The sequence below is a fragment of the Prosthecobacter sp. genome, from assembly GCF_034366625.1.
Taxonomy (GTDB): Bacteria; Verrucomicrobiota; Verrucomicrobiia; order Verrucomicrobiales; family Verrucomicrobiaceae; genus Prosthecobacter.
In genome coordinates, this window is the sequence record NZ_JAXMIH010000023.1 from 252,569 (window position 1) to 275,420 (window position 22,852).

General features: G+C 57.0%; 16 protein-coding genes. 14 read left to right on the forward strand and 2 right to left on the reverse strand.

The window, feature by feature from the left end; translation table 11 throughout:
* Positions 1-6 precede the first annotated feature (6 nt).
* Positions 7-1,059, reverse strand: a complete 1,053-nt coding sequence (locus tag U1A53_RS21685; RefSeq protein ID WP_322283952.1) for a WYL domain-containing protein — start codon at positions 1,057-1,059, stop codon at positions 7-9.
* A 78-nt stretch (positions 1,060-1,137) separates the two neighbouring features.
* On the opposite strand from U1A53_RS21685, the gene U1A53_RS21690 reads away from it, so the two are divergent.
* The 10 genes from U1A53_RS21690 to U1A53_RS21735 all read left to right on the forward strand — a co-directional run bounded on the left by U1A53_RS21690 (position 1,138) and on the right by U1A53_RS21735 (position 15,007).
* Positions 1,138-1,812 (forward strand): vWA domain-containing protein, encoded by a 675-nt coding sequence (locus U1A53_RS21690; RefSeq protein WP_322283953.1) that lies wholly within the window; start codon positions 1,138-1,140, stop codon positions 1,810-1,812.
* A 5-nt stretch (positions 1,813-1,817) separates the two neighbouring features.
* Positions 1,818-2,249: a dual specificity protein phosphatase gene (locus U1A53_RS21695; protein ID WP_322283954.1), complete on the forward strand. Its 432-nt coding sequence runs from the start codon at positions 1,818-1,820 to the stop codon at positions 2,247-2,249.
* Positions 2,246-2,479, forward strand: coding sequence for a hypothetical protein (locus tag U1A53_RS21700; protein WP_322283955.1), 234 nt, complete (start codon positions 2,246-2,248; stop codon positions 2,477-2,479). Before U1A53_RS21695 ends, U1A53_RS21700 begins: the two co-directional genes overlap by 4 nt.
* Before the next feature lie 6 nt (positions 2,480-2,485).
* Positions 2,486-2,824, forward strand: a complete 339-nt coding sequence (locus U1A53_RS21705) for a hypothetical protein (RefSeq protein WP_322283956.1) — start codon at positions 2,486-2,488, stop codon at positions 2,822-2,824.
* Positions 2,825-3,048: 224 nt separating this feature from the next.
* Positions 3,049-3,675, forward strand: coding sequence for a DUF1819 family protein (locus tag U1A53_RS21710; protein WP_322283957.1), 627 nt, complete (start codon positions 3,049-3,051; stop codon positions 3,673-3,675).
* 68 nt (positions 3,676-3,743) lie between these two features.
* Complete coding sequence (locus tag U1A53_RS21715) at positions 3,744-4,283, forward strand: DUF1788 domain-containing protein (RefSeq protein WP_322283958.1); 540 nt, start codon at positions 3,744-3,746, stop codon at positions 4,281-4,283.
* Positions 4,284-4,288: 5 nt separating this feature from the next.
* The gene (gene brxC, locus U1A53_RS21720; RefSeq protein ID WP_322283959.1) at positions 4,289-7,792 is read left to right on the forward strand and encodes a BREX system P-loop protein BrxC; all 3,504 of its coding nucleotides are present in this window, start codon (positions 4,289-4,291) and stop codon (positions 7,790-7,792) included.
* Between the two features lie 66 nt (positions 7,793-7,858).
* The gene (locus tag U1A53_RS21725) at positions 7,859-9,181 is read left to right on the forward strand and encodes a hypothetical protein (protein WP_322283960.1); all 1,323 of its coding nucleotides are present in this window, start codon (positions 7,859-7,861) and stop codon (positions 9,179-9,181) included.
* Entirely contained in the window at positions 9,178-12,702 is a 3,525-nt protein-coding gene (gene pglX, locus U1A53_RS21730) for a BREX-1 system adenine-specific DNA-methyltransferase PglX (RefSeq protein WP_322283961.1), read from the forward strand. Before U1A53_RS21725 ends, pglX begins: the two co-directional genes overlap by 4 nt.
* Before the next feature lie 19 nt (positions 12,703-12,721).
* Complete coding sequence (locus U1A53_RS21735) at positions 12,722-15,007, forward strand: dynamin family protein (protein ID WP_322283962.1); 2,286 nt, start codon at positions 12,722-12,724, stop codon at positions 15,005-15,007.
* Positions 15,008-15,135: 128 nt separating this feature from the next.
* Here the strand turns inward: U1A53_RS21735 and U1A53_RS21740 are convergent, their stop codons facing one another.
* Positions 15,136-15,345 carry a hypothetical protein gene (locus U1A53_RS21740; protein WP_322283963.1) on the reverse strand — a complete coding sequence of 70 codons (210 nt, stop codon included), beginning with the start codon at positions 15,343-15,345 and terminating at the stop codon, positions 15,136-15,138.
* A gap of 27 nt (positions 15,346-15,372) precedes the next feature.
* Between U1A53_RS21740 and U1A53_RS21745 the strand changes: the two genes are divergently transcribed.
* The 4 genes from U1A53_RS21745 to U1A53_RS21760 all read left to right on the forward strand — a co-directional run bounded on the left by U1A53_RS21745 (position 15,373) and on the right by U1A53_RS21760 (position 22,842).
* Positions 15,373-17,685, forward strand: a complete 2,313-nt coding sequence (locus tag U1A53_RS21745; RefSeq protein WP_322283964.1) for a helicase-related protein — start codon at positions 15,373-15,375, stop codon at positions 17,683-17,685.
* Positions 17,678-20,185, forward strand: coding sequence for a BREX-1 system phosphatase PglZ type A (gene pglZ / locus U1A53_RS21750; protein WP_322283965.1), 2,508 nt, complete (start codon positions 17,678-17,680; stop codon positions 20,183-20,185). The genes U1A53_RS21745 and pglZ overlap by 8 nt, the downstream gene beginning before the upstream one ends.
* Before the next feature lie 61 nt (positions 20,186-20,246).
* Positions 20,247-22,307 (forward strand): BREX system Lon protease-like protein BrxL, encoded by a 2,061-nt coding sequence (gene brxL, locus U1A53_RS21755; RefSeq protein WP_345786503.1) that lies wholly within the window; start codon positions 20,247-20,249, stop codon positions 22,305-22,307.
* A gap of 16 nt (positions 22,308-22,323) precedes the next feature.
* Complete coding sequence (locus U1A53_RS21760) at positions 22,324-22,842, forward strand: hypothetical protein (RefSeq protein ID WP_322283967.1); 519 nt, start codon at positions 22,324-22,326, stop codon at positions 22,840-22,842.
* The last annotated feature ends 10 nt before the right edge of the window (positions 22,843-22,852 follow it).

Sequence of the window (22,852 nt, forward strand, 5' to 3'; positions counted from 1 at the left end):
TCACGATCAGATCATCACCGCCATCCCCTCCAACTCCTCCTGCACTCGCTTCAGCAGCTCTGGTGGCCCGATCACCTTTGCCTTGCTGCCCCAGCTCAGCACCCAACGGGTGATTTCCTCCAGACCGGACAAGTCCGCCTGAAACTCAATGACACTGCCATCCGGCTTCAATTTGCGAATGGCTTGCGTCGTGTGCCACATCCGCTCCCCTACCACGCGGGCGGCGTAGCCTTCAAAGCGGATATGCACCTCGTGTGTGCGCTTCTCTTCGCCAGCGTAGCTCCACACGCCAAAGCCACCACCGAGATGATCCCGCGCATTGAAACGTGGATCACGCACGAACTTCGTCTTCAGCAGGCTCAGGTTCGTAATGCGTTGCAGGGCAAAGGTGCGCACAGCCTTCCGAGCTGGGTCATACGCCAGCAAATACCATCCGTGCTCGATCTGACCCACATGATAGGGATGCACTGTGCGCTGCTCCGGTTTATTTCCCGTGAGCTTGTGATATTCAAAGCTCACCTCCCGGCAGGCACGCACCGCATCGAGTAGATCACCAAACAGCGTCACATCTGCCGGTAGCACACCGGATGCCTTCACCGAGAAAGCCTCATCCAGTTCATGCCACTCGATGGAAATCTCACCAGGGCATGCTTCGGCGATCTTGCTGAAGCTCTCGCTCAGCATGCGCTCCAGCCGCGTTCCGCGCAGCGGTTCCAAAGCATGCCGCGCCAGGAACAAGGCCACCAGGTCATTGCGCGAAAGATGCAGCATGGGAAACTCATGTACTGGCCGCGTGTAGTAGTAGCCATGCTTGAGTTGATCATACTCCAGCGGCAGATCCAACTGGTCCCGCATGAAAGTGATGTCGCGTTGGATCGTCTTGGGCGTCACCTCTATTTCTGCCGCCAGAGTGGAGCAGTTCGGATGTTTGCCTGTCTGCACGAACTTGTGGATCTCCAGCACCCGCCACATGGCGATCCGGCTGGTGCCTTTGCGGATGACCGAAGCGGGAAGCGGATCTTTGGTTCGTGATCTTCGGGAAGCGGATGCTTTGGACATGTTAGCGAAGAAATACCGCAGAAAGTTCCCCTGTCGCCCCACAAATGTCCCACCCCCTGTGGCAGGGTTGTCGTGTCTATGAACCCACACCTCACCGAAATCGCCTACATCCTCGACCGCTCTGGCTCCATGCAACCCATGCAGGAACCCGCCGTCGCTGCCTTCAATGACTTCATCAAATCCCAGCTCGACGTTCACGGCGATGCCCGCCTCTCGCTCATCCAGTTTGATGACGCCTACGAAGTGCCCGTTGCCGCCATGCCCATTCAGGATGTGCCGCAGCTCACCGCTGCTACCTACACGCCACGCGGCAGCACCGCTTTGCTCGATGCCATTGGCCGCACCATCAAAGAAACCGACCGCCGCATCAGCGCTCTGCCTGACGCCGACAAACCCGGCAAAGTCATCCTCGCCATCTTCACCGATGGCGAAGAAAACGCCTCGCAGGAATACACCATCAAGCACATCGGCGATCTCATCCGCCTCTACCGCGATCAGAAAGGCTGGGAGTTCCTCTTCCTCGCTGCCAATCAGGATGCCATGGCCACCGCCGCCACCATGCGCATGGACACAGGCATATCCGCCAGCATTAGCTTCAGTGCCAAGGGCGTGAGATCCACTGGCAGCGCCATGTCGCGTAAAGTCCGCGCCATGCGCATGAAAAGCAGCGGCACCATGGATGCCCAGGCGGTGGAGGACGATGCCAAGCCCATGAATCAGATCGTGCAAGAGGAGGAGCAAAAGCCCGACTAAATCGCATGACTTTCATCACCGATACCATCGCCATCGGCAACTGCCATGATGCTGAAGACCTTGCCGTTCAGGAGCAGGCGGGCATACGCTCCATCCTCTGTCTCAACGGCCTGCTCTCCCGTTTCACGGCGGCGGACTGCGGGGTGGAGGCCCTGACCAGCTACCACTTCCGCGACGGCTCCGGCAACGATCCCCGGCTTTTCGAGCGCGCCGTCAGCCTCGTTGGCAAGTATTCCCAGCAGCACCCGAAGCTGCTCGTGCATTGCCACGCCGGAAAAAGCCGTTCCGTCATGGTGGTGGCCAGCCATCTGGTGCGTCAGCACGGCTGGGATCTGCCCCAGGCGCTGGAGTTCATCCGCGCCAGACGCCCCGAGATCATGGCCCCGCAACTCCTGCTGGCCGTTTGGGATGTGAACAATGAAGGGAAAATTGCATGACCAACCGCCGCCGCCCCTGGCATCAACGCCTTGTCCGCAGAGTGACACGACATGTCCCGCTCAATGTCGTCGTGAAGCCCTCCCCCTTGAGCCTCATGTCAGCCTTCACCCTCCTCGGCAGTCTTATCGCTCTCCTCTCCGGCATCATCGCCGTCGCGCTCGTGCTTGCCACCGCCAGCGCTGGCTCTGTCGCCTGCCTGTTCAGACAACAATCCAACCTCTCCAGTTAATCATTCATGTGGCTCTGCACCCAACTCGGTTTCTTCTCCATCGTCCGCAAAGAACCGGACACCTTTCATATTCGCGCTCGCTGCCGGGAGGATCTCGGTCAGCTCGCCCAGGCGGCTGGCACAGGCACGCCCATCGCCTCGTATGCAGGCTCCGACTACCCATGGCGCATCCTTTGCCCTGCCGCTGATCTGCCACGCTTCATGAGCGCCCTCACCACCAGCATCTCCTACGGCAATTTTAAATCCGCCATCGCCGCCAGCCCCACCCAGCGTCCCAAACTCTCCGCTTACCACGACATCCACCACCAGATGGTGCAATGGCAACAGCAGCACGCCCCCACATGAAACGCGAAATGAGAAATCACGACACCATCGAGAAGCGTTCAGGTTGCTGGTTCAAGGAACTAGCTCGATAGAGCCAGATTTCCGGGTTCGATCTGAATGCGTGGATTCCGGCTTGGGATGCCGTCGGCACAGGTCGTCAGATTCCTGAGAAGAACTGAGCACCATTCCTTGCCGTCAGGGGCATGCCCCGCTTAGATGCCAGCCAGCCATAGAAGTTTCACTGAATGCCCACCACCAACCCACATGAATACAACCTCAGTTTCACCGCCGCATCATTGCGTCCAGAATTGGCGAGGATCGTTGCGGAATACTATTTGGAGACAGGCAATTGGGATCTCGCGAAAGACCGCACTCTCTCGATGAACGCTCTCCAATGTCGGAGCGCGAGCAGCGCGATACGTCTTGAGCGGGAGCTGCGTCAGCGGTTGGAGACATTGACTCATGATCAGATCACCTTTCTCGCCCAAGCCACCACAGAAGATCGCACCGCTATCGCCTGGCTAGCTGCGTGTAAACACATCCGCTTTGCCTTCGAATTTGCAGCGGAGGTGTTGAGGGACAAGCTCTCCGTTCACGATCCAATCCTGCGTCATTCCGACTATGAGGCTTATGCGGAGACCAAAGGATTGTCTCACCCGGAGTTTGTTCGCTTGACGACCTCATCGAAGAACAAAATCCGGCAAGTGCTCCTGCGGATGCTCACCGAGGCGGGCCTGCTTGTAAAAGGGACCTCGCTTGGGACCATTCAGCGGCCAGCCCTCTCGCCGGCAGTTTTGCACGTCATCAACACAGACAGCCCGAGTTGGTTGGCAGGGTTCCTGGTTCCAGACATTGAAATTCCAAGCCGCTGACCTGCATGAACATGAACGACTTGTCTGAGCGCCTTTTCAAAACCCTCAGTCATCCGAATTTTCTAGCCATGAAAGGGCTCGCCAACGAGGTGCCCATCTTCATTCAAACCTATGAGCCTTCGCAGGAAGACGCCATTCGGAGAATGGTCGATGGCCTCGTGGGCCGGCTGCGGAGCACCGGCATCACTCTAAAATCCCTCGACTTGTTCAGCCTGGTTTTAGAGGAATTGGAGGAGCATGACATCCTTGATGACCTCTTGAAGGGTGAATCCGACTCCGAGAAGGTGGAGATCCTCGAAACACTCCAGAACTACTCAGACCCCAAGACTCACCTGATCCCGCGCTTGATTCGAGAGATCGGAGATGATGGGGCGCAGTTGACGCTCATCACCGGCCCAGGACGGATCTTCCCGTTCCTGCGAACCCACACCATCTTGGAATCACTTCAGCCTGCCATGCTCAGGCATCCGGTGGTGATCTTCTTTCCCGGTGAATACGCTCAAGACCCAGCCGGTGGTTCCCACCTGCGTCTTTTTGGTTCGATCCCGAGCCCTCGGATTAACAACCCCTACTATCGAGCCACCAATCTCGATCACTACCGTCTTTGACTTTCATGAAAATCCACGAGCTGTTCCTTAAACCCGTTGAGCGCGCCATTGATGGCGTCATCAAGGCCGATGACGACCGCAATCTCCAGACCGAGTTGGAGGAGTATGTCGTTACCCGCGATGTTGCCCGTGGGCTTGGTGTCTTCACCGACCGCTACCTCACGGAACTGACTGCCAACGGCGTTTGGATCTCCGGTTTCTTTGGCTCGGGTAAATCTCACCTGCTGAAGATCCTGTCCCTCATTCTTGACGGACAGCCGCTGTCCACAGGCGTTCGCCCGTCCGATATTGTGCTGCCCAAGATTGAAGATGAGATCGTGAAGGCCAATTTGCGCAAGGCCACGGCCATCCCATCGCGCAGTATTTTGTTCAACATTGATCAGAAGTTCGACGGCATCGGCGGCGACCATTCAGCGCCTATTCTTGAAGTGTTCGTCAAGGTTTTGAACGAGCTGCAAGGCTACTACGGCAAACAGGGCTACATTGCCCGCTTTGAGCATGATCTCGACATTCGCGGTGACTTCGTTCCCTTCAAAGAAACCTACCTCAAGGTCAATGGTGCCACCTGGGAAAAGGATCGCGAGGCCATTGCCACGGCACGGAAAGCTGCCTTCGCCAAAGCCTACGCCGAGCATTTTGGGGTCGCCGAGACCGAAGCCTCCAATCTGATGCGGCAAGTCCGTGAAGATTATCGGGTCTCCATCGAAAGCTTCGCACAGATGGTGAAGGACTACATCACCCGCCAGCCTGCTGGATTCCGCCTGAACTTCTTTGTGGATGAGGTGGGGCAGTTCATCGGCCAGGACTCCCAGCGGATGCTCAATCTCCAGACTGTGGCGGAAACACTCGGCACCGTCTGCAAAGGCAGAGCTTGGGTTTTCGTGACATCACAGGCCGATCTCGATGGGATATTGGGAGCTTTCAAGACGAGATTGGATCAAGACTACATCTCCAAAATCATCGGGCGCTTCAAGACTCAACTCACTTTGGCCAGTGACGATGTGCGGGAAGTTATTCAAAAACGACTCTTGGCGAAAAAGGAAGAAGAACCCGAAGTCCTCACTGACATTTACGACCGTGAAAAGGACAATCTCCAAACACTCTATCGATTTGGCGACAACTCTCGGGACTTCAAAGGCTGGCGTGGCAGTGATGAGTTCTGCGGCTTCTACCCCTTTCACACCTATCAGTTCGACCTGTTTCAGCTCGCGATCCAGCAGCTCTCAAAGCATGGCGTGTTCACGGGCAAATATCTCTCGGTCGGAGAGCGCTCCATGCTCGCTGTTTTCCAAGAGGTTGCCAAGACGGTGCGCCTTCAGGAGGTGGGGCATCTCGCCACCTTCGATCTCATGTATGATGGCATTTCCGCCTCGATCCGTGGTGACATGCAGACCACGATCAAAATGGCAGAACGGCAGTTGGGGGAAGGCATCCCCATCCGTATTCTCAAATCCCTCTTCCTTCTCAAATGGGTGCGTGAATTTAAAGCCTCTCCGCGCAATGTCGCCATTCTATTGATCGACCGGCCTAATCTCGATATTCGTGCTCATGAGAAAGCGATCCTGAAGGCATTGGCTGAGCTGGAAAGTCAGTCATATCTGCAACGCAATGGCGATCTGTTCGAGTTCCTCACCGACACGGAAAAGGACATCGAGGTCGAGATCAAAAATACCGAGATCGACGAATCACAGGTGGCAGATCTGCTCGCCACGGTGCTGTTTTCAGACGTCTTGCGTGATCCGAAGATCCGTTATGAAGGCAACGGTCAGGACTACTCCTATGCGCGGAAGCTGGATGATGCCCTGATCGGCAGAGAGGCGGACATTGCTCTCAACATCATCACTCCCGAACACCCCAATCACACCGACGCCACCACCCTGGCTGCTCAGAATACGGGGAAAGCGGAACTCCTGACTGTTCTCCCCGCTGACACACGTCTGACGGATCAAGCCCGGCTTTATCTCAAGACCAAGAAATACGTCCAGCAGAACACCGGTGGCGGAGACGATACTCGCAAAGCCATTCTCGACCAGCGCAGTCAGCAGAACGGCCTCCGCGCCACCACCATGCGGGACATGGCCAGTGAGTTCCTGAGCAAGGCCCCACTCTACCTCAATGGCTCCCGGCTCGACAGCGTTGGAGCAGGCGATGCCCGCAACCGTTTCTCCAAGGCTTGCCAGGAGCTCATTTCTTTCTCCTTCCCCAGTCTGCGCATGTTGAAGGGGGCCTATGACGAGACCACCCTATCTCAGGCTTTGCTCTCACAAGATGATCTGCTCACCAGTGGCACTCAGACGCCGTCAGAAGCCGAGCAGGAAATTCTCACCTACGTCATGCGGAACCAGAATGATGGCTCACGCACGTCCATCGAGGAGATTGTTCGGAACTTCGGCAAGCGTCCCTACGGTTGGTATCCCATGGCGGTGCTCACCCTCGTCAGCCGCCTCTTCCGCATGGGCAAAGTTGAGTTGCGTGCGGCAGAGCTTCTCGATGCCCGCAGTGCCTTTGATCACCTCAAAAACACTCGCCAGCACGGCAGCGTGAAGGTGCGGCTGCAGGAGCAGTTTGACGCCACCAAGGTCAACGCTCTCAAGACCTTCCATCACGATTTCTTTGACCGCTCCAATAGCGGCACGGATGCCCGTTCCGCCGGCCAGTTCACTGCCGAAGCCCTCGTCGCCGAAATTCGCGATCTCACCGTGCTGCTCGATCAAGCCGCACGCTATCCTTTCCTTGAACCTCTGCGCCCCATCGTCGCACGTCTCACCACGCTGGCTGAAAAGGACTACACCTACCTGCTCAACCATCTGGCCGACTTCCAGGACGACCTCCTCTCGGCAAAGGACGATTTCCTTTCTCCGATCAAAGCGTTCATGCATGGCCCGCAGCGCAATGCTTTTGATGAGGCCATCACCTTCCTGCGTGAAGAGGAGGCCAACTTCGCCGAAGTGCCCGCCGCTGAAGTGCAGCCCCTGCGCGACCTCGCGGCATCCCTTCATCCTTATCGGGGGAATGGAGTCCCTACGGCCAAGACAGCAGTCGCCAAGTTGCGCGGTATTCTAGCGGACCTGCTCAAGGCCGAGCGTGAGCAAGCTCTGGCCACCTTGGACACGCAGCAGGCACGTCTCCAGGCGGTCGAAGATTTCACCGCTCTTGATGAGCCCGGTCGCACCCAAGTGCTGGCACTTACCCATGCAGCACGTGAAGCGATTCAAACCGCCCGTTTCGTGACCGGCATTCGTGACCGGCTCCAACGCTACCTCACGCAGGATTACCCGGCTCAGCTTGCCCTGGCTTCGCGGCTCGCAGCCCCGGCACCGCCGCCTCCCGGTAAAACCGGTGAAAAATCGCCGCCTCCCCCGCCCGTCCGCTACACCTCCGCCACCAGCCTGCGCCCTCTGTGCAGCCTCCCCTACATCGCCTCCGAAACTGACCTCGATCAATGGCTCGCGGCTCTCCGCACAGCGGCCCAGGCCGAGTTGGATAAAGGCAACCGCATCAGCCTGTAGCACGACCAGACTACACAAATCACGCACGATACACTGCCTCAGTATATCCAGCATCATCAGTTAAACATGTCAGCCCTTCAAACCATCACCGATGACTTGCTCATTGAGGCGATCAATGGCGCAACTCAAAGAATCGTAATGATCGGGCCGGGAGTCTGGCCGCCGCTGGCGAAGGCCATTGCGAAGGCCTGGCTGCGACTGGGGCCAAAAAACGTCACCGTCATTCTCGACGTGGATCCGGAGATTTGCCGGATGGGTTACGGTTCGTTGGAGGGCTTGGAGGTTTTGCAGAAAGCCGCCTCCGCCGCCGCCGAACCTTTGGGCGGTGAGCCGGGCGTCCGCATCTGCGTGGTCATCGCTGACGACCAGACCTTTGTTTTCAGCCCCACTCCTCGGCAGTTGGAGGCACCGCCGGGCCAATCGCCCGTGGTTTCCAACGCGGAGCCGCAGTCCCAGCCCAAGGCTAACGGCATCGTTCTCACCAAGCCGCCCGCTGCGTTGGAAGCGGATTTGGGCAGTGGTCCTGATGGCGTAACGACCCGCACCTTGGGATTGGATGTTTTGGACCAGAAAAAATTGGAGGCGGTCCAGCAGGACCTGAAACAGAATCCGCCCAAGAACTTCGATCTCGCTCGCGCAGTGAATGTTTACAATGCCCGCATCCAGTTCGTGGAACTTCATGTGGACGGCTATCGTGTGTCGCAGCACACAGTGGCCTTGCCGAAGCACCTGGTCAGTGTTGCCAGAAAGAACAAGGAACTTGCGCGCAAAATTGCGAGTGCCGTGAAACTCCTCGACAGCGAAGATCTGCTGGTGGGCGGAGGCGAGCCCGGTATTGAATCAGAGCAAATCTGCGGACCTTTTGTTTCCCAAGCCACGGTTGAGGCTGTCCGAAATGCCATTGATGAAAAATTCCTTCGCCCGGTAAAGGGCGTCGGCAAGATCATCCGAAGAGCACAGATTGACGAATTTAAGACCGCCGTCACGAATTTAGAGCACACGCTCGCCATCTTTTCGCATGCGCTGAAACAGGTGCTTGCCGCCCTGTTCCGAAAAACCGCAGAAGAAATTGCCGACGCCATCCTCCCTGACGTCCTCCAGCAGCTTCCTGAAAAATGGCAGAAGCAACTCGGCCCCACCCCTCGACCCGAGCATGTCCGCTTCCGGGTCATCGACGATCTGCTCCATTCTTTTGGTGATCCCGAGAAGCGTTGCGAGGCCATGAAAGTTTCCTTCATCTTCAAGGATGTGACCTACGACATGCTCAAGGACGATGAGTTCGTGAAGTTGATGGACGCCTATTTTAACGAGCCCCCGATGCTGGAAGAATACAGCGCGGCCAAAGAGCGCCCCGCCGCTCAGGACACCCAAAAAGATCTTTTCTCGTGAACACCTCCGCCCTCAAGACCTTCGCCCCAGCCGTCCGCAAGCAACTCATGGAGGCTGTCACGCGCAAGCTCGACTTCGCCCTCACCGCCCAGACGCCCGACTACCTCACCACCTTCGCTCCGCAAGTCGCGGCTCTGCGGAAGCTCGCGCAGGCCGACCGCCCCGGCCTCAACGAACGTGTCGCCTACACCTGGTTCAACCGCCTCGCCGCGCTCCGCTTCATGGACGCCCGCGGCTGGCATCCGTTCCGTGCCCGCGTCCTCACGCCGGCCAGCGCGGCGGAGACCCAGCCCGAGCTGCTCAAGCTCACCCGCACCGGAGCCTTGCCCGAGGAACTGAAGTCCCACACCGACTCCGCCCGGCTCAATGACCTCCTCGATGGCCGCATCCCGTCGCCGGATGCGCAGGGCGAAGTCTATCGCCACCTTGTCCTCGCCGCCTGCCGGTTCTACCACGCCCTGCTGCCGAACCTCTTCGAGAAACTCGACGACGAGACCGAGCTGCTCCTTCCCGATGACCTCCTAACCGAGCACTCCGTCGTCCACGGCTTTCGCACCGAGATCAGCGACGAGGACTGCGGCGACGGGCAGCGGGCCAATGTCGAGATCCTCGGCTGGCTCTACCAGTTCTACATCTCCGAGCGGAAGGACCAGGTCATGGCCCGCAAGAGCGCCGTGCCCACCGAGGACATCCCCGCCGTCACCCAGCTCTTCACCCCGCACTGGATCGTCCGCTACCTCGTCGAAAACTCCCTCGGCCGGCTCTGGCTGCTCAATCGCCCCGGCTCCCGGCTGCGCGAGCACATGCCCTACTACATCGCGGGCGAAAATAATGCCCCCGGCGGTTCGCCCGACGACTTCCTCAAAATCACCAAGCCCGAGGAAATCCGCCTGTGCGACCCCGCCGTCGGCAGCGGGCACATGCTCACCTACGCCTTCGACCTGCTCACCCTCATCTACGAGGAGGAAGGCCACGCGCCCACCGAGATCCCCGCCCTCATCCTGCGGCACAATCTGCACGGGCTGGAGATCTGCCCCCGGGCCGCCCAACTCGCCGAGCTGGCCCTCGTCTTCAAGGCCCGGGAAAAGTCCCGTCGCTTCTTCCAGCCCGAACACCTCGTCCGGCCCCGCATCATCGAGCTGCGCGACGTGCGCTTCGCGGAAAACGAGCTGCGCGACTACATCCGCGCCCTCGGGCTGGGCGACCTCTTCAATCAGCCGATGCTTCGGCTGCTCCACCAGTTCGAGGAAGCGAAGAACTTCGGCTCGCTCATCCAGCCGTGCCTCGACGAACGGGCCATCGCCGACGTCCGCCGCGCCATCGAGGCGAAGGACCTCGGCGGCCAGCTCTTCCTGCGCGAGACGCACCTCAAAGTCCTGCGCGTGCTCGAACAAGCCGAGGCGCTCACCCAGCGGTATCACGTCATTGCCGCCAATCCACCGTATATGGCAGCAGCAGCGATGAACCCACAGTTGAAGGACTTCGTTGAGACTAATTGGGAGGCGGGTAAAGCTGATACCTATTCGGCCTTCATACTTCGGAATTTGAAACTCGCTTACTGCGGCGGAAGGGTTGCGATGATCACCACGCCGAACTGGATGTTCCTAAAAGGGTTCGAGAGTCTGAGGGAACAGCTCTTGCAAGAGACTCACATTTCCAGCCTTGTTCACTGTGGTCGAGGAGTCTGGGGTGGCGATTTCGGGAGCTGTGCATTTGTTATTCAGTCATCAAAGAACCCGGAAATGCCGGGAGTGTTCAAACGCTTGTTCAAGCGGCCGGGAGAAATTCAGTCGAATGAAGAAATTGAAGCGAACTTTTTCAATGTTGCCGACTTTCCCAATTACACCGCAACAAGCTCGAGTTTCCGTGGCATCACTGGTTTGCCAATCGCGTATTGGATCAGTAAAGCCTTCATTAATGTTTTCCAAGAATCCGAACCTCTTATAAAACGTTTCCAAACGAGGCTTGGTCTATCGACGGCGAATAACGAGCGGTTTCTCCGACTTTGGTTTGAAGTAGCCCCGTCAACTATCAAGATGGACGCGCCATCGCGGGACATTGCATTGAAATCAGGGAAACGTTGGTTTCCATATCAAAAAGGCGGAGCGTTCCGAAAATGGTTTGGGAACGGGGAACTCCTCGTGGACTGGAGCGATGACGGTCGTGAGATCAAAAACTTCGGTGCGGATCAAGGTCGCATTCGATCGCATAACTATAACCTCGACTATATTTTTCGCGAAGGGGTGACTTGGTCTGATGTTACGTCGGGACGGAATGCTTTTCGCTATATGCCTTCAGGCCAGCTTTTTGATGGCCGTGGCTCCAGCGGGTTTGCCATTGGAGATACAAACTGGCGAGTTGTGCTTGGACTGCTGAACACTTCCCTGAGCTACGAAACAATTGGTTTCATAAATCCGACCATTGCAATCAACGTCGGAGAAATTGGGCGCATCCCATATCACAAGTCACTCTATCAAATAGCAGATAGGATTGTGAGCATTGTCGATGAGTGTATTTTCCTTGCCCGCGCCGACTGGGACAACTTCGAGACCTCGTGGGACTTCCGCGACCAGCCGTTGCTGCGGCCGGGGCTGAAGGGCGCGACGCTGGAGGCGAGCTGGCGGAATTGGGAGGCGCAGAGCACCGCCGCCATCCGCCGGATGCAGGAGCTGGAGACGGAGAACAACCGGCTCTTCATCGCCGCCTACGGCCTCGACGGCGAGTTGCAGCCCGAAGTGCCCGAGGCGCAAATCACCCTCGCCCGCGCCGAGGCCCGCCGCGATTTGGCCGCCTTCCTCTCCTATGCCGTCGGCTGCATGATGGGCCGCTATTCCCCCGACCACCCCGGCCTCATCCTCGCCAACGCCGGCGACTCCCTGCGTGAGTTTCTGGAAAAAGTGGGGAAGCCCTTGGCCGAACTCACCTTCGCCCCCGACGAGGACGGCATCGTTCCCGTGCTCGACGGTGAATGGTTCGAGGACGACATCGTGGCCCGCACCCGCGATTTCCTCCGCGCCACCTTCGGCGAAGCCACGCTGCGCGAGAACCTCCGCTTCATCGAAGACTCCCTCGGCAAAGACCTGCGGAAGTATTTCCTGAACGACTTCTACAAAGACCACCTCCAGACCTACAAGAAGCGCCCCATCTACTGGCTGGTCCAGAGTCCGAAGAAAGGCTTCAGCGTCCTCCTCTACCTGCACCGCTACACCCGGGACACGATGAACCTCGTCCTGAACCGTTACCTCCGCGACTACCAGGTAAAGCTCCGCAACCGCCTTCCGCACCTCGTTCAAGAGCAAGCCACAGCCAGCACCGCCAAAGCCAAAACGGATGCCCGCAAGGAAGCTGACAAGCTCACCAAAATCCTCACTGAATGTGAGGAATGGGAGCGTCAGACCATGCTGCCACTCGCCCAAGCCCGAATCGAACTGGACCTCGATGATGGCGTGAAGACCAATTACCTAAAACTCGGCGAAGCCCTCGCCCCCATCGCCGGGCTGGCGGCAAAGGAGGAGGATTAACTCAAAAATAATCAATCTTATGGAACAGATCATCTCCCAGATTCAAAGCGCTATTAGCCAGTTTGAAACCGTGTTACTGCCGAAGCTTCCAATGGTTTCAAGGGATCCAGATGATGCCAAGGAATTAAACAAGCGACTCGAAGAGCTGCGCCGAATCGAAAAAGAAGCAAGCCAGCCTCCCTGCTTTTCCATTCGTTTCCTGGGAGATACTCAAAATGGAAAGAGCACTCTGATCAATGTTCTGCTCGGACGCAAGGTGCTGCCCGAGGGGCATGTTGGGGCGTGTTCCGCTACTATTGTTCGCTGCCGATACAAGAAACAGAAGGACATTACCATCGAGTTCCGGTATGCAACCGAGGACGATTTTAAGCGGGATCTTGAACAGAAGTGTCAGGACGCGGAACAAGTTCTGGTCGAAGAGGAATCAGAAGCGAAACGCCGGGAAGTGGTGTGCGGGCTTCTGGGGCGATTTCTACGGCTTTTTGAAATCGAGGCTGAATCCGTCCCAAACACTGCGGAGCTGATCAGCCGTTGCCGTCGGCAGTCGGAGAATTTCAAGGAAATGGCTTTGCTCGGTACGGTCGAAAAACTGGTGGTCGGACCGGATACGGAGAAGGCCATCCAACAAAACCTCTCCGCCAAGGGACAGCGGGCATTCATTGTGGATGAATGTCTCATTGAAGGCGCATTTTCAGAGTGGCACCCCGCCATGGAACTGGTGGACATGCCAGGGACCAATGCTTTCAATCCGTATGACGATCAGGTGAATGCCAGACTCAAACAAAAGGTCGGCGGACTGGCGATTGTCACCAAGGAAACCCAGCTACACAGCACGGTGATGGACTGGTTCAAAGAGAGTAGTATTCTGCCGGACGTCGCTGGCGCGTCGGAGCGCAATCAGGTTCGGGTCTTTGTACTCAAGACGTTTGTGGACCAGCTAAATCTGGATGAAGAGGACGAACGATCTGCATGGGAGAAGACTCGTGAATACTGTGAGGAGATCGGCAAGCATCTCAAAAAGCAAATCATGAGTCTCGTGCATCAACGCTACTCTGCACTCAATGAGATCGAAGTTTTGAAGGGATTCGTGGAACAACTACCTCTCCATTATCTCAGCCCCAGGGTTTATCGAGCCTTGGATGACGACGGTTTGCGGAATCGGGTGCTCGGCGATCCTCTGAATCACACGGCCCTGGCAGATGGCTTTAAGCGGTTTGATCAAAAACCCGTGAACACCGGAATTCCGACATTGAAACAAGACCTTCGTCGGCAAACGGAGAACTACATCCAGTCACACTTCTGGAACAAACTTCAGCTCGATTATCGAAAGGAGACGGGCCTGGTGGCCCGCTTTTTTCGCAGTCAGAGGGTGGGAATTGAACAACGATTGGCCAACAAAGGTGCGTTTATCCATGAAGTTAACCAAGGACTCCGAAACGAGCTCCTACGGTGTGTTGGATCTCATCACGAAGCGACCGAAACGAAAGTCGTGAACCTGAAGCGCCGATTTCACGAAGAATTTGGCGGACTACTCGAACAGGTTGCCGCGGACTTCGGCACCAAAACCCGCAGGAAACTTCAGGACTGGATGACCCTGCATTGGGCCAGTCTCCGGTGTGCAGGTCGGAAAAACGGACAGCACATCACTTCCCGTGGATATGAAATCGATTTTAATGGTGACCTCGCGGACTTCTGCGTCGAGGCCCTCAATTCGTCATGGATCTCTCACAGGGCTAGCTTGCGCAAGCAGCTCCTGGACGACCTCCGGTTGGATTTCATCCCGGCTATGGATAAGCTTGTCTATCAAGCCAAGGGACAGGATGATCAACGTATTAGCCTGATCGAGTCCACCTACCAAGACCTGGTCGAACAGACACGGCAGAACCTCGATCTTCAACTGGAGCAATATGATGCGGAGGCGGAGCAGTTCGATGCACTTCGGCCCGCCCTCGCCCTTCAAATTCGGACCTTCTTGCAGCCCACGTATTCCGAGATAGCGGACGAGATCGGCAAGGGTTCATCGGCGAGAATGCGCAATCATTTGAATGACGGAGTCCTGAGAAGCATCCAGAAAATCAGCCATCTGGTAAAAGATACGGTTCGACAGAACTGGGATGGTCTCACCTCGGCGATGGAAAAGAGCATTGATACATTCTTTGAGGAGATTGAAACAGGTCTTCAAGAACAAGCTGAGCGGCTGGAGCGAATGGCTCAGCACCCTTCAGAGGGTGATGAGGAGCGTGTGAAACAGTGGTTGGAGATGGAGCAGGAAGTTGAAAGCTGGAATGCAAAGGAGGCCGCATGAGTCTTGCAGCGGGAGATCTCGTCCGGCTTGCTGAGGCGGACACTAGGGGCGAGCTGATCGGTAAGGTCGAACGAGTTGGCCGACACCAGGCTCGCGTGCTTTTCCGGCGGCTTCCATGGACACCTCCCTCAGTCGCCCTTCCAGAGATGCGAGACTTTCCAATCGAGCAGTTGGAACTGGTTCGTGATCCTTGGAGTGACATGGCCAACGGCCGGTGGTCCGAGTTGGAAGCTGTGCGTCTTCGTGTCCGATGCGCTGAGCTGTGGATAGGCAACCAGCACGGACAGTTGGGCAATGCTCGAACCGATCTTCTTCCGCACCAAGTGTGTCTCGTGCATGAGGTGGTGGAGCGTAAACGCCGTCGCGTGCTGATCGCTGAAGAGGTGGGCATGGGCAAGACCATCGAAACTGGGATGATCATCCATGCCCTCGTGCAGCGACGAGAACTGGAGCGCTGCCTTGTGGTCTGTCCTGCCGGGCAGATCAGCCAGTGGCAGGAGGAACTCGAAGATAAGCTGCGGGTCCGTTTTGAGGTTTACCGCCATGACATCGACGGGCAGCGTGCGTTTAGCTATCCAAGGGTCATAGCCTCTCTGGATACGCTGAAGCTGGATGCTCCAACCAAGCACCTGCGGGGGAAAAGCCATCTGGAAATTCTCTTGGAAGCCCCGAATTGGGATCTGGTCGTTTTCGACGAGGCCCACCGGCTGACGGCTCGTGATTATGGCAGGAAAACGGAGAAGACCCTCAATTATCGGCTAGCCGAGCAACTGAGCCAACGCACTCGTGATTTCATCCTGCTCACAGGAACACCCCACGATGGCAATGACGGCAAGTTTCGCAATCTGCTGAAGGCCCTGGAACCCGATGTGTCCTTCTCACGCCAGCAGCCGGGGATATTCTTTGGCGATCTCATCCTCAAGAACCGGAAATCCGAGGTCCGTGACGCGACAGGCGAGCTGCTGTTCAAGCAGGTGAAGGTCGAGAAAATGTCACTCGCCGCCTTGGATTCTGGAGAAGCGCAGTTTCACTCGGCGCTGACTCAATATCTCCGCGAAGGGTATGGTGTGGCCGAGAAGGACCCAGCCGATCCACGAAATCGGGCTCTCGGCTTTGTGATGGTCACTTTTCAGAAGCTTGCTTCGAGCAGTGCAGCCGCTGTCAGGGCGGCACTTCAGAAACGCCTCACGCGGCTGAGAAAAATTGAAATGATTGTAGCTTCAATGGAATCCGAACTGGAGAGTTCTGAAGATAGCCGATTTGTCGGTGAGGAAGAGGAACGCACTCTGGAGGAACTCCAGGCCAAGCTCTTGCGAGATGCCTTCACCGCCAGCGAAGTGAAGATGCTCCAGGAACTCCTGGAGTGTCCCATACTCGCCGAAGCCAAATGGAACGAACTGTGCCGCCTGATCAATGCTGGAATCCAGAGCAACGTGTCAGAGAAGTTTCTGATTTTCACAGAGTACCGGGGCACTTTGAGCTTTCTCGAAAAGTCGCTTACTCAGCGCCACGGAGTGGGATCTGTCGCCACAATTCAAGGCGGCATGGGAGTGGAGGCCCGCAGGGAGGCCATGCGGCGATTCCGAGACGATCCTGCCTGTCGATTCCTCGTATCGACGGAAGCGGGCGGTGAGGGTATCAACCTGCAATTCTGCAGCATCGTAGTGAACTATGATCTCCCGTGGAATCCCTTTCGAGTCATCCAGCGCATCGGACGTGTCCACCGCATCGGGCAACAACGGGACATGCAGGTCTTCAATTACCGACTGCACAATGAACTGGATCAGCGGTTGAGCGAATGTCACGAGCAGAGGGTGGAGTTATCAGTCACGAGGTTGAGTGAAGTGACGGGCCTGGTCCCTTCCGACGTGCGAGATCAATTGCTCGGATTCGCCCAGGAGTTCATCAACTATGACAAGATCTTTGCGGACTCTCTCGCTAGGGCCAACACCAGATCATCCGAGGAGGAGATTTCCGAGGGTATACGCCGCGCAGAAGAAGCTTTCAAAGTGGCTTACGAAACCGTTTTCAAACATGCCGTCGCTCCTTTCAACCCCGAGCGCTTTGACAAGCTGGTTGGCGGCTCATTGACGCTGGATAGCTTGCACGAGTGGCTGGACGTGTGGTTGAAGACCAACGGTCGCCGGCTCATGCACCGGGAGGATGAGGACTTGTATGATTTCCTGCTCCCGGAATTCCTGAAACACCGTTTTCCTGTCGGCGAACGCTCTGTGAAGGGAACCTTTGATCGGGCAAGAGCAATGAGGGAGTCGTCCGTGCCGTTGCTGGCATTTGGACATCCTGCAATTGATACGATTGGACGCCAGGCGATGTCGTCTGATGCAGGGGGCTTTGTTAGCGCAGCGCTATTTCCTCATGATGAACCAGAATTTGATGTCCTAGTGGTCGCCCTGCTCCAAACGAAGTCGCATGACGGTGCGTCCGCTCATCGATTGCTTCACATCAAGAGAGATCTCTCGGGAACATGGAGCTTTGCTGATCCGGCGCTTCTGGATCGTCTCGGCGAAAATACAAACAAGGCAGTCGCTTTCACGCCCGAAGGTCTGAGTGATTCGTTCGAGGCATTTGTCCAGAATCAGTTTCCCGATCTCGATTTCGCTGCCGATCAACTTCACTACGTTGCCGCACTTTTCAGCTCCCCCTGTAGCCATGTCTGACTCCCGAATCCACAATAGTCTCCAACAGGTCTTCCAACGCCATCGTTTGGTTTTTTGGTATGATGCCACGGGTGAATGGGTGGAGACCTTCAACGGCTATCCCGATGAAAGCGTGGTCAAGCTCACGGTGGCAGGCAATGAGTTTGGCACCAAGGTGCGCATCGTCCGTGATCCGAACCCCGATGCCAAGTTCCTGATTTATGTGCCCACAGCCCGCCCGGCGGATGCGGACAACTGGCTGCTGGACCTGCTGCTGCAAGGCTATGAATACAAGGCGGACAAGGCCTCGCTGGCGCTCCAGGAAGTCGGCCTACCGCACGAATTTCTCCATCTCGCAGAAGCGCATGGCAAGTATTTCCACAGCGCGAAGCGCGTCCAAGCCCTGAAGGAAATGATCGGCAGGGACGACCAGAGCCGGGAGATCCGGCTCAAGATGATGGCGGTGCTCGCGGACACCGACGTGGAGGTGGATGCCATGCTGCTGCGCTTTCTCCGCACGGACCCGGAAGCGGATTTAATCGCAACGGATCGAGTGGACGAGTGCCTCGGGGCGGCGGCCTTGGCGGAACCGTTTTGGCAGGAAGTGGAGCGCCTCTTTGGCTACACGGCGGCAGTCCCTTCATTGCGGGACTTCGCCGTGTCACTGTTTCGCGGAGCCAATCCGCTGGACACTCAGGCGGCACTGCACCCCCACGCGAAAGTCTTCCTGCAACGGTGGAAGGACAGCCAAACACACAGCCTCTGGTTTCGCGACTGGGCGCACCAAATGGAGAAGGAACTGCAAATCGTCGCCGCACTTGGCGGGCTGGACGAGCGGAAAACACTCGGCGATTGCGATACGTTTGAGATTTTCGAGAAGTTTACTCTGCACCGGCTCTGCCAGTCGTTTGCGAACGGGGCCGCCGCCATGGACCTGCGTGCGGTGGTGCAGCAGCGACGGGGCTCCATCTGGTGGCCGCAGCACGAGCATGGCTATGCCGCCCTGGAGCAAGCGGTGGAACTGCGTGAACTATTGGCCGGGGCTGAGCTAACAATGGACTCTGTCACCAGTGGCGTGAGTCGTTATGTGACCACTTGGTGGCGGATCGACATGGCCTACCGCCTTTGCACCTGGAACTTGCGCCGCTACGGTCAGGTGCAGGTGATGGAGCAAATCTCTCAATGGGTGGAGAAGTCCTATGTGAATAATTTCCTCCTCCCGCTGGCCGACCGCTGGAGCGATCAAGTTCGCGGCATGGAATCGTGGGGGTGCTCCGACGTGATCGCCCAGCGGCGTTTCTTCAGCCACTATGTGCAGCCATTCCTGACAAAGGGGCAGAAGGTATTCGTGATCATCTCTGATGCCCTCCGCTATGAAGCGGCATCTGATTTTGCGCAGCGGCTGCGCTCCGCCAATCGCTGGACCGCTGAGGTGGAGGCGCTGTTTGGCTCCCTGCCATCCTACACCCAGCTCGGGATGGCGGCTCTGCTGCCCGGTCAGCAACTGACCGTGGACGCAATAACGGCAACAGTGACCGTGGATGGACGCGGCGCTACGGGCACGGCCAATCGCCGCGAGATCCTGAGCCTCGCCTGTGATGGAAAAGCGACAGCCATTCAAGCAGAAGAGTTCCTGGAACTGAACACGAAGACCGAGGGCCGTGCGCTGATGCGCGATCACGAGGTCATTTACATCTTCCACAACATCATCGACAAGACCGGCGATGCGGCTGGCACGGAGGCGAAAACTTTCGATGCCGTGGAGCAAGCCTTCGCGGAGCTAGATCTGATCATCAAGAAAGTGGCGAACATCAACGGCAGCAACATGCTGCTCACGGCGGATCACGGCTTCCTCTTCCAGCAGGACGATGTGGCTAAAGACGATGCCACGCCCCTGCCAACCGCCGGCGAATGGACGTTCCGCAATCGGCGGTTTGCGCTAGGACTAGACATCCCACCGAACGCCAAAGTGAAGATATTCGACAGCACTGAACTGGGATTGGCCGGTGACTGGTCAGCCGCATTTCCTCTCTCGCTCGGGCGCTTTCCGCTTCAAGGCTCTGGGATGCGCTACGTCCACGGCGGCAGCAGTCTGCAAGAGGTGGTGGTGCCCGTGGTCAAGATTCACAAGGCCCGCGCTGATGACACGGACAAAGTAGAGATCGAGCTGCTGCGCGTGCCCGCCAAGATCACTACGGGTCAACTTTCCATCGCGCTTTTCCAGGACCGGCCCGCTCAAGGCAAGGTGCTGCCCCGCACGCTCCGCGTGGGCATCTTTGCCAAAGACGGCACGAGTTTGTCAGAGATCAAGACGCATACCTTTGACTCCAAAGAGTCGGAAGCACGCCAGAGAGAGACGACCCTACTTTTGGTGCTTTCCGCCGCTGCCGATACATTCAACAACCGCGAGGTGGATCTGCGCCTCGAAGAAACCGTCTCCGGCACGATCCAGATCGTGACTTACAAGACGCACAGCCTCAAACTCCAGAAACCCTTCACCAGCGACTTCGATGAGCACTGAATCCACACCCGATCCCGCAGTCAATGAAGAGCAGGAGACATTTGTCGCCGAGCCACGTCCTTTGAGTCCGTTGGATCAAAAAATACTCCAGCACTTCCCCGGATTGGTAGTGCGTAAAGACCTGACCAAAGGACTAAAGCAGAACGCGGTGGTCCCCACCTACGTGCTGGAATACCTGCTGGGTCAGCACTGCGCCACCGATGACAATGAAGTGATCAAGGCGGGCCTGGAATCCGTTCAGAAGATCCTGGCCAAGCACTATGTGCATCGAAACCAGGCGCAACTGGTGAAGTCCACGATCAAGGAAAAGGGGCGGCACAAAGTCATCGACAAGCTGACCGTTGAACTGAACGATAAGGGCGGATTTTACGAAGCCGAGTTCACCAACTTGGGCCTCAAGAAAGTGCCTGTGTCTGACGATTTTGTCCGCAGGTATCCGAAGCTGCTGGTGGGTGGCATCTGGTGTATCACCGATGTGACCTATGAAGTCGCCGAAGACCCCAAGGCAAGTCCATGGCAGATCGACACGCTGAAGCCGATTCAGGTAGCCAGCGTGGACTACGACCAGTTTCTGACAGCTCGGGCGCAGTTCACCACCGAAGAGTGGATGGACGTGCTGATGCAGAGCATGGGCTTCAATCCCGAGATGTTCGGGCGGCGGGCAAAGATGCTGACTTTGATTCGCCTCATCCCGTATTGTGAGCGCAATTACAACCTCCTCGAACTCGGGCCGAAGGGCACTGGGAAATCCCACATCTACGCGGAGTTCTCGCCTCACGGGATGCTCATTTCCGGTTCGGAAGTCACCGCCCCAAAACTCTTCGTCAGCAATTCCAGCGGCAAGATCGGCCTCGTCGGCTATTGGGATTGCGTTTGCTTCGACGAGTTCGCCGGCAAGGACAAGAAGGTGGACAAGGCGCTGGTGGACATCATGAAGAACTACATGGCCAACCGCACTTTCTCACGGGGGATCGAGCAGCTCACAGCCGAAGCTTCGATGGTGTTCATGGGCAACACCAAGAAGTCCGTGGCCTACATGCTCAAGCATTCCCATTTCTTCGAGCCGCTGCCTGACAAGTATATCGACTCCGCCTTCCTCGACCGCATCCACGCCTACAACCCAGGCTGGGAAGTCGCTCCAATCCGGCATGACCTCTTCACCAACGGATATGGCTTTGTCGTTGATTTCATCGCCGAGGTTTTGAAGCACCTGCGAACGGAAGATTTCACAGGGGCTTACAAACAGCACTTTGAGGTCGCCTCTGAAGTCTCCACACGCGATCAGACCGGCTTTGAAAAGACTTTCTCCGGGCTGATGAAGATCCTCTTCCCGGATGGCAAATGCACTCCCGTGGAGACTGAGGAACTGCTGGCTTTCTCTATGGAATCTCGTCGGCGTGTGCGTGAACACATCCTGCGCATCGACGACACCTTCAAGCGCCACGACTTTATCTACAGACCTCTCAGTGGAGGTGCGCCAGTAACGGTGCTGACCCCTGAAGAAATTCAGTATCCAACCTTTGCTGGGCAGCGAACTCAGCAAGCCGTCAATGGTGAGCCAGGTCCTGAGGTCCATGAAGACATTCCTCCTGCGGCTGAGCCGTCTCCTGCAACGCCAACAACCGCTGTCGCAGATGAACCGCAGCCTGGACATGTCGTGATCCCCGAGAACACCAAGGGCTGGAGCTACCGTCGTCTGTTCGCCAAGCACCTCACCGGCGCACGCAGCATCACCATTTGCGATCCGTATGTTCGCATGTTCTTCCAAGCTAGGAACCTGATGGAGTTCCTGCAAATGGTCCATGATCTGGTGCCGGAGGGCGATGAGGTCACCGTGCACTTGAGGACTCAATCGGATCCTGACTCGTGCGTCAAACAGGCGGAGAATCTTGACCAAATCGCCGACTCGTTCGCCGGTTCCCGCATCGCATTCACATGGGAGGACGATCCCAGTCCCAACTTTCACGCTCGAAACATCACCACGGACACCGGATGGAAAATCACCATTGACCGAGGCATGGACATCTTCCAGCGTTATGAAACGGGACCATTCTCACTCGCGCAAGCGATGCAGGAAGCACGCCTGACACGGGGTGCTGAAATCACCTATTTCAAAGTGTGATCTGCAAGCCCCGCTTATGTTCACCTTCGCCGATCTCGCCAAAGCCCTGAACCGGTCCACGGTTTATCTCTCCGGCCTGCAATCGCGCTTTGAACTTCCGAACTTCGATGGGGCGGGTTACTCGGAGGCCTATCTCGCCTTTCTCCAGACGGTGGTGCATCTGCGCACACTCTCGATCACCGAAGAAACGCTGCGCGATCTCTGGCACATCGAGAAAAAGCTTTTGGTGCTGCTCCATGCCGACTCGACCGGATCACCCACCTGGTTTCTCGATTCCTGCGGTGCCACCACCAGTCCGAAGCGACGCCTGCTACTGACCAACTACGAACTCGGTGCCGAGGTCCATGGCAAAGGCGTGCAGTTGGGCCTTAACTTCGCCGACACTGCCCCGGAACTCTTTGCCGGACAGGAGATGGGTGAAGACGCCCTTCGTGTCCTCAACGACTACCGCAAACTCCACACACGCATCAGCACCGACGTGAATGCCGAGGCACCTCATGTTCGTGCAGCAGTGGCTTGGTCAAAGCGAGTTTGAGTTGAGGACA

Excerpts from the sequence above, each read along its gene's own strand:
- U1A53_RS21725 (WP_322283960.1), top strand. The coding sequence starts at position 7,859 with ATGTCAGCCCTTCAAACCATCACCGATGACTTGCTCATTGAGGCGATC.
- U1A53_RS21705 (WP_322283956.1), top strand. The coding sequence starts at position 2,486 with ATGTGGCTCTGCACCCAACTCGGTTTCTTCTCCATCGTCCGCAAAGAA.
- U1A53_RS21715 (WP_322283958.1), top strand. The coding sequence starts at position 3,744 with ATGAAAGGGCTCGCCAACGAGGTGCCCATCTTCATTCAAACCTATGAG.
- U1A53_RS21760 (WP_322283967.1), top strand. The coding sequence starts at position 22,324 with ATGTTCACCTTCGCCGATCTCGCCAAAGCCCTGAACCGGTCCACGGTT.
- U1A53_RS21690 (WP_322283953.1), top strand. The coding sequence starts at position 1,138 with ATGAACCCACACCTCACCGAAATCGCCTACATCCTCGACCGCTCTGGC.
- pglZ (WP_322283965.1), top strand. The coding sequence starts at position 17,678 with ATGTCTGACTCCCGAATCCACAATAGTCTCCAACAGGTCTTCCAACGC.
- U1A53_RS21710 (WP_322283957.1), top strand. The coding sequence starts at position 3,049 with ATGCCCACCACCAACCCACATGAATACAACCTCAGTTTCACCGCCGCA.
- U1A53_RS21740 (WP_322283963.1), bottom strand. The coding sequence starts at position 15,345 with ATGCACGAGACACACTTGGTGCGGAAGAAGATCGGTTCGAGCATTGCC.
- U1A53_RS21685 (WP_322283952.1), bottom strand. The coding sequence starts at position 1,059 with ATGTCCAAAGCATCCGCTTCCCGAAGATCACGAACCAAAGATCCGCTT.
- brxC (WP_322283959.1), top strand. The coding sequence starts at position 4,289 with ATGAAAATCCACGAGCTGTTCCTTAAACCCGTTGAGCGCGCCATTGAT.
- U1A53_RS21700 (WP_322283955.1), top strand. The coding sequence starts at position 2,246 with ATGACCAACCGCCGCCGCCCCTGGCATCAACGCCTTGTCCGCAGAGTG.
- U1A53_RS21735 (WP_322283962.1), top strand. The coding sequence starts at position 12,722 with ATGGAACAGATCATCTCCCAGATTCAAAGCGCTATTAGCCAGTTTGAA.
- U1A53_RS21695 (WP_322283954.1), top strand. The coding sequence starts at position 1,818 with ATGACTTTCATCACCGATACCATCGCCATCGGCAACTGCCATGATGCT.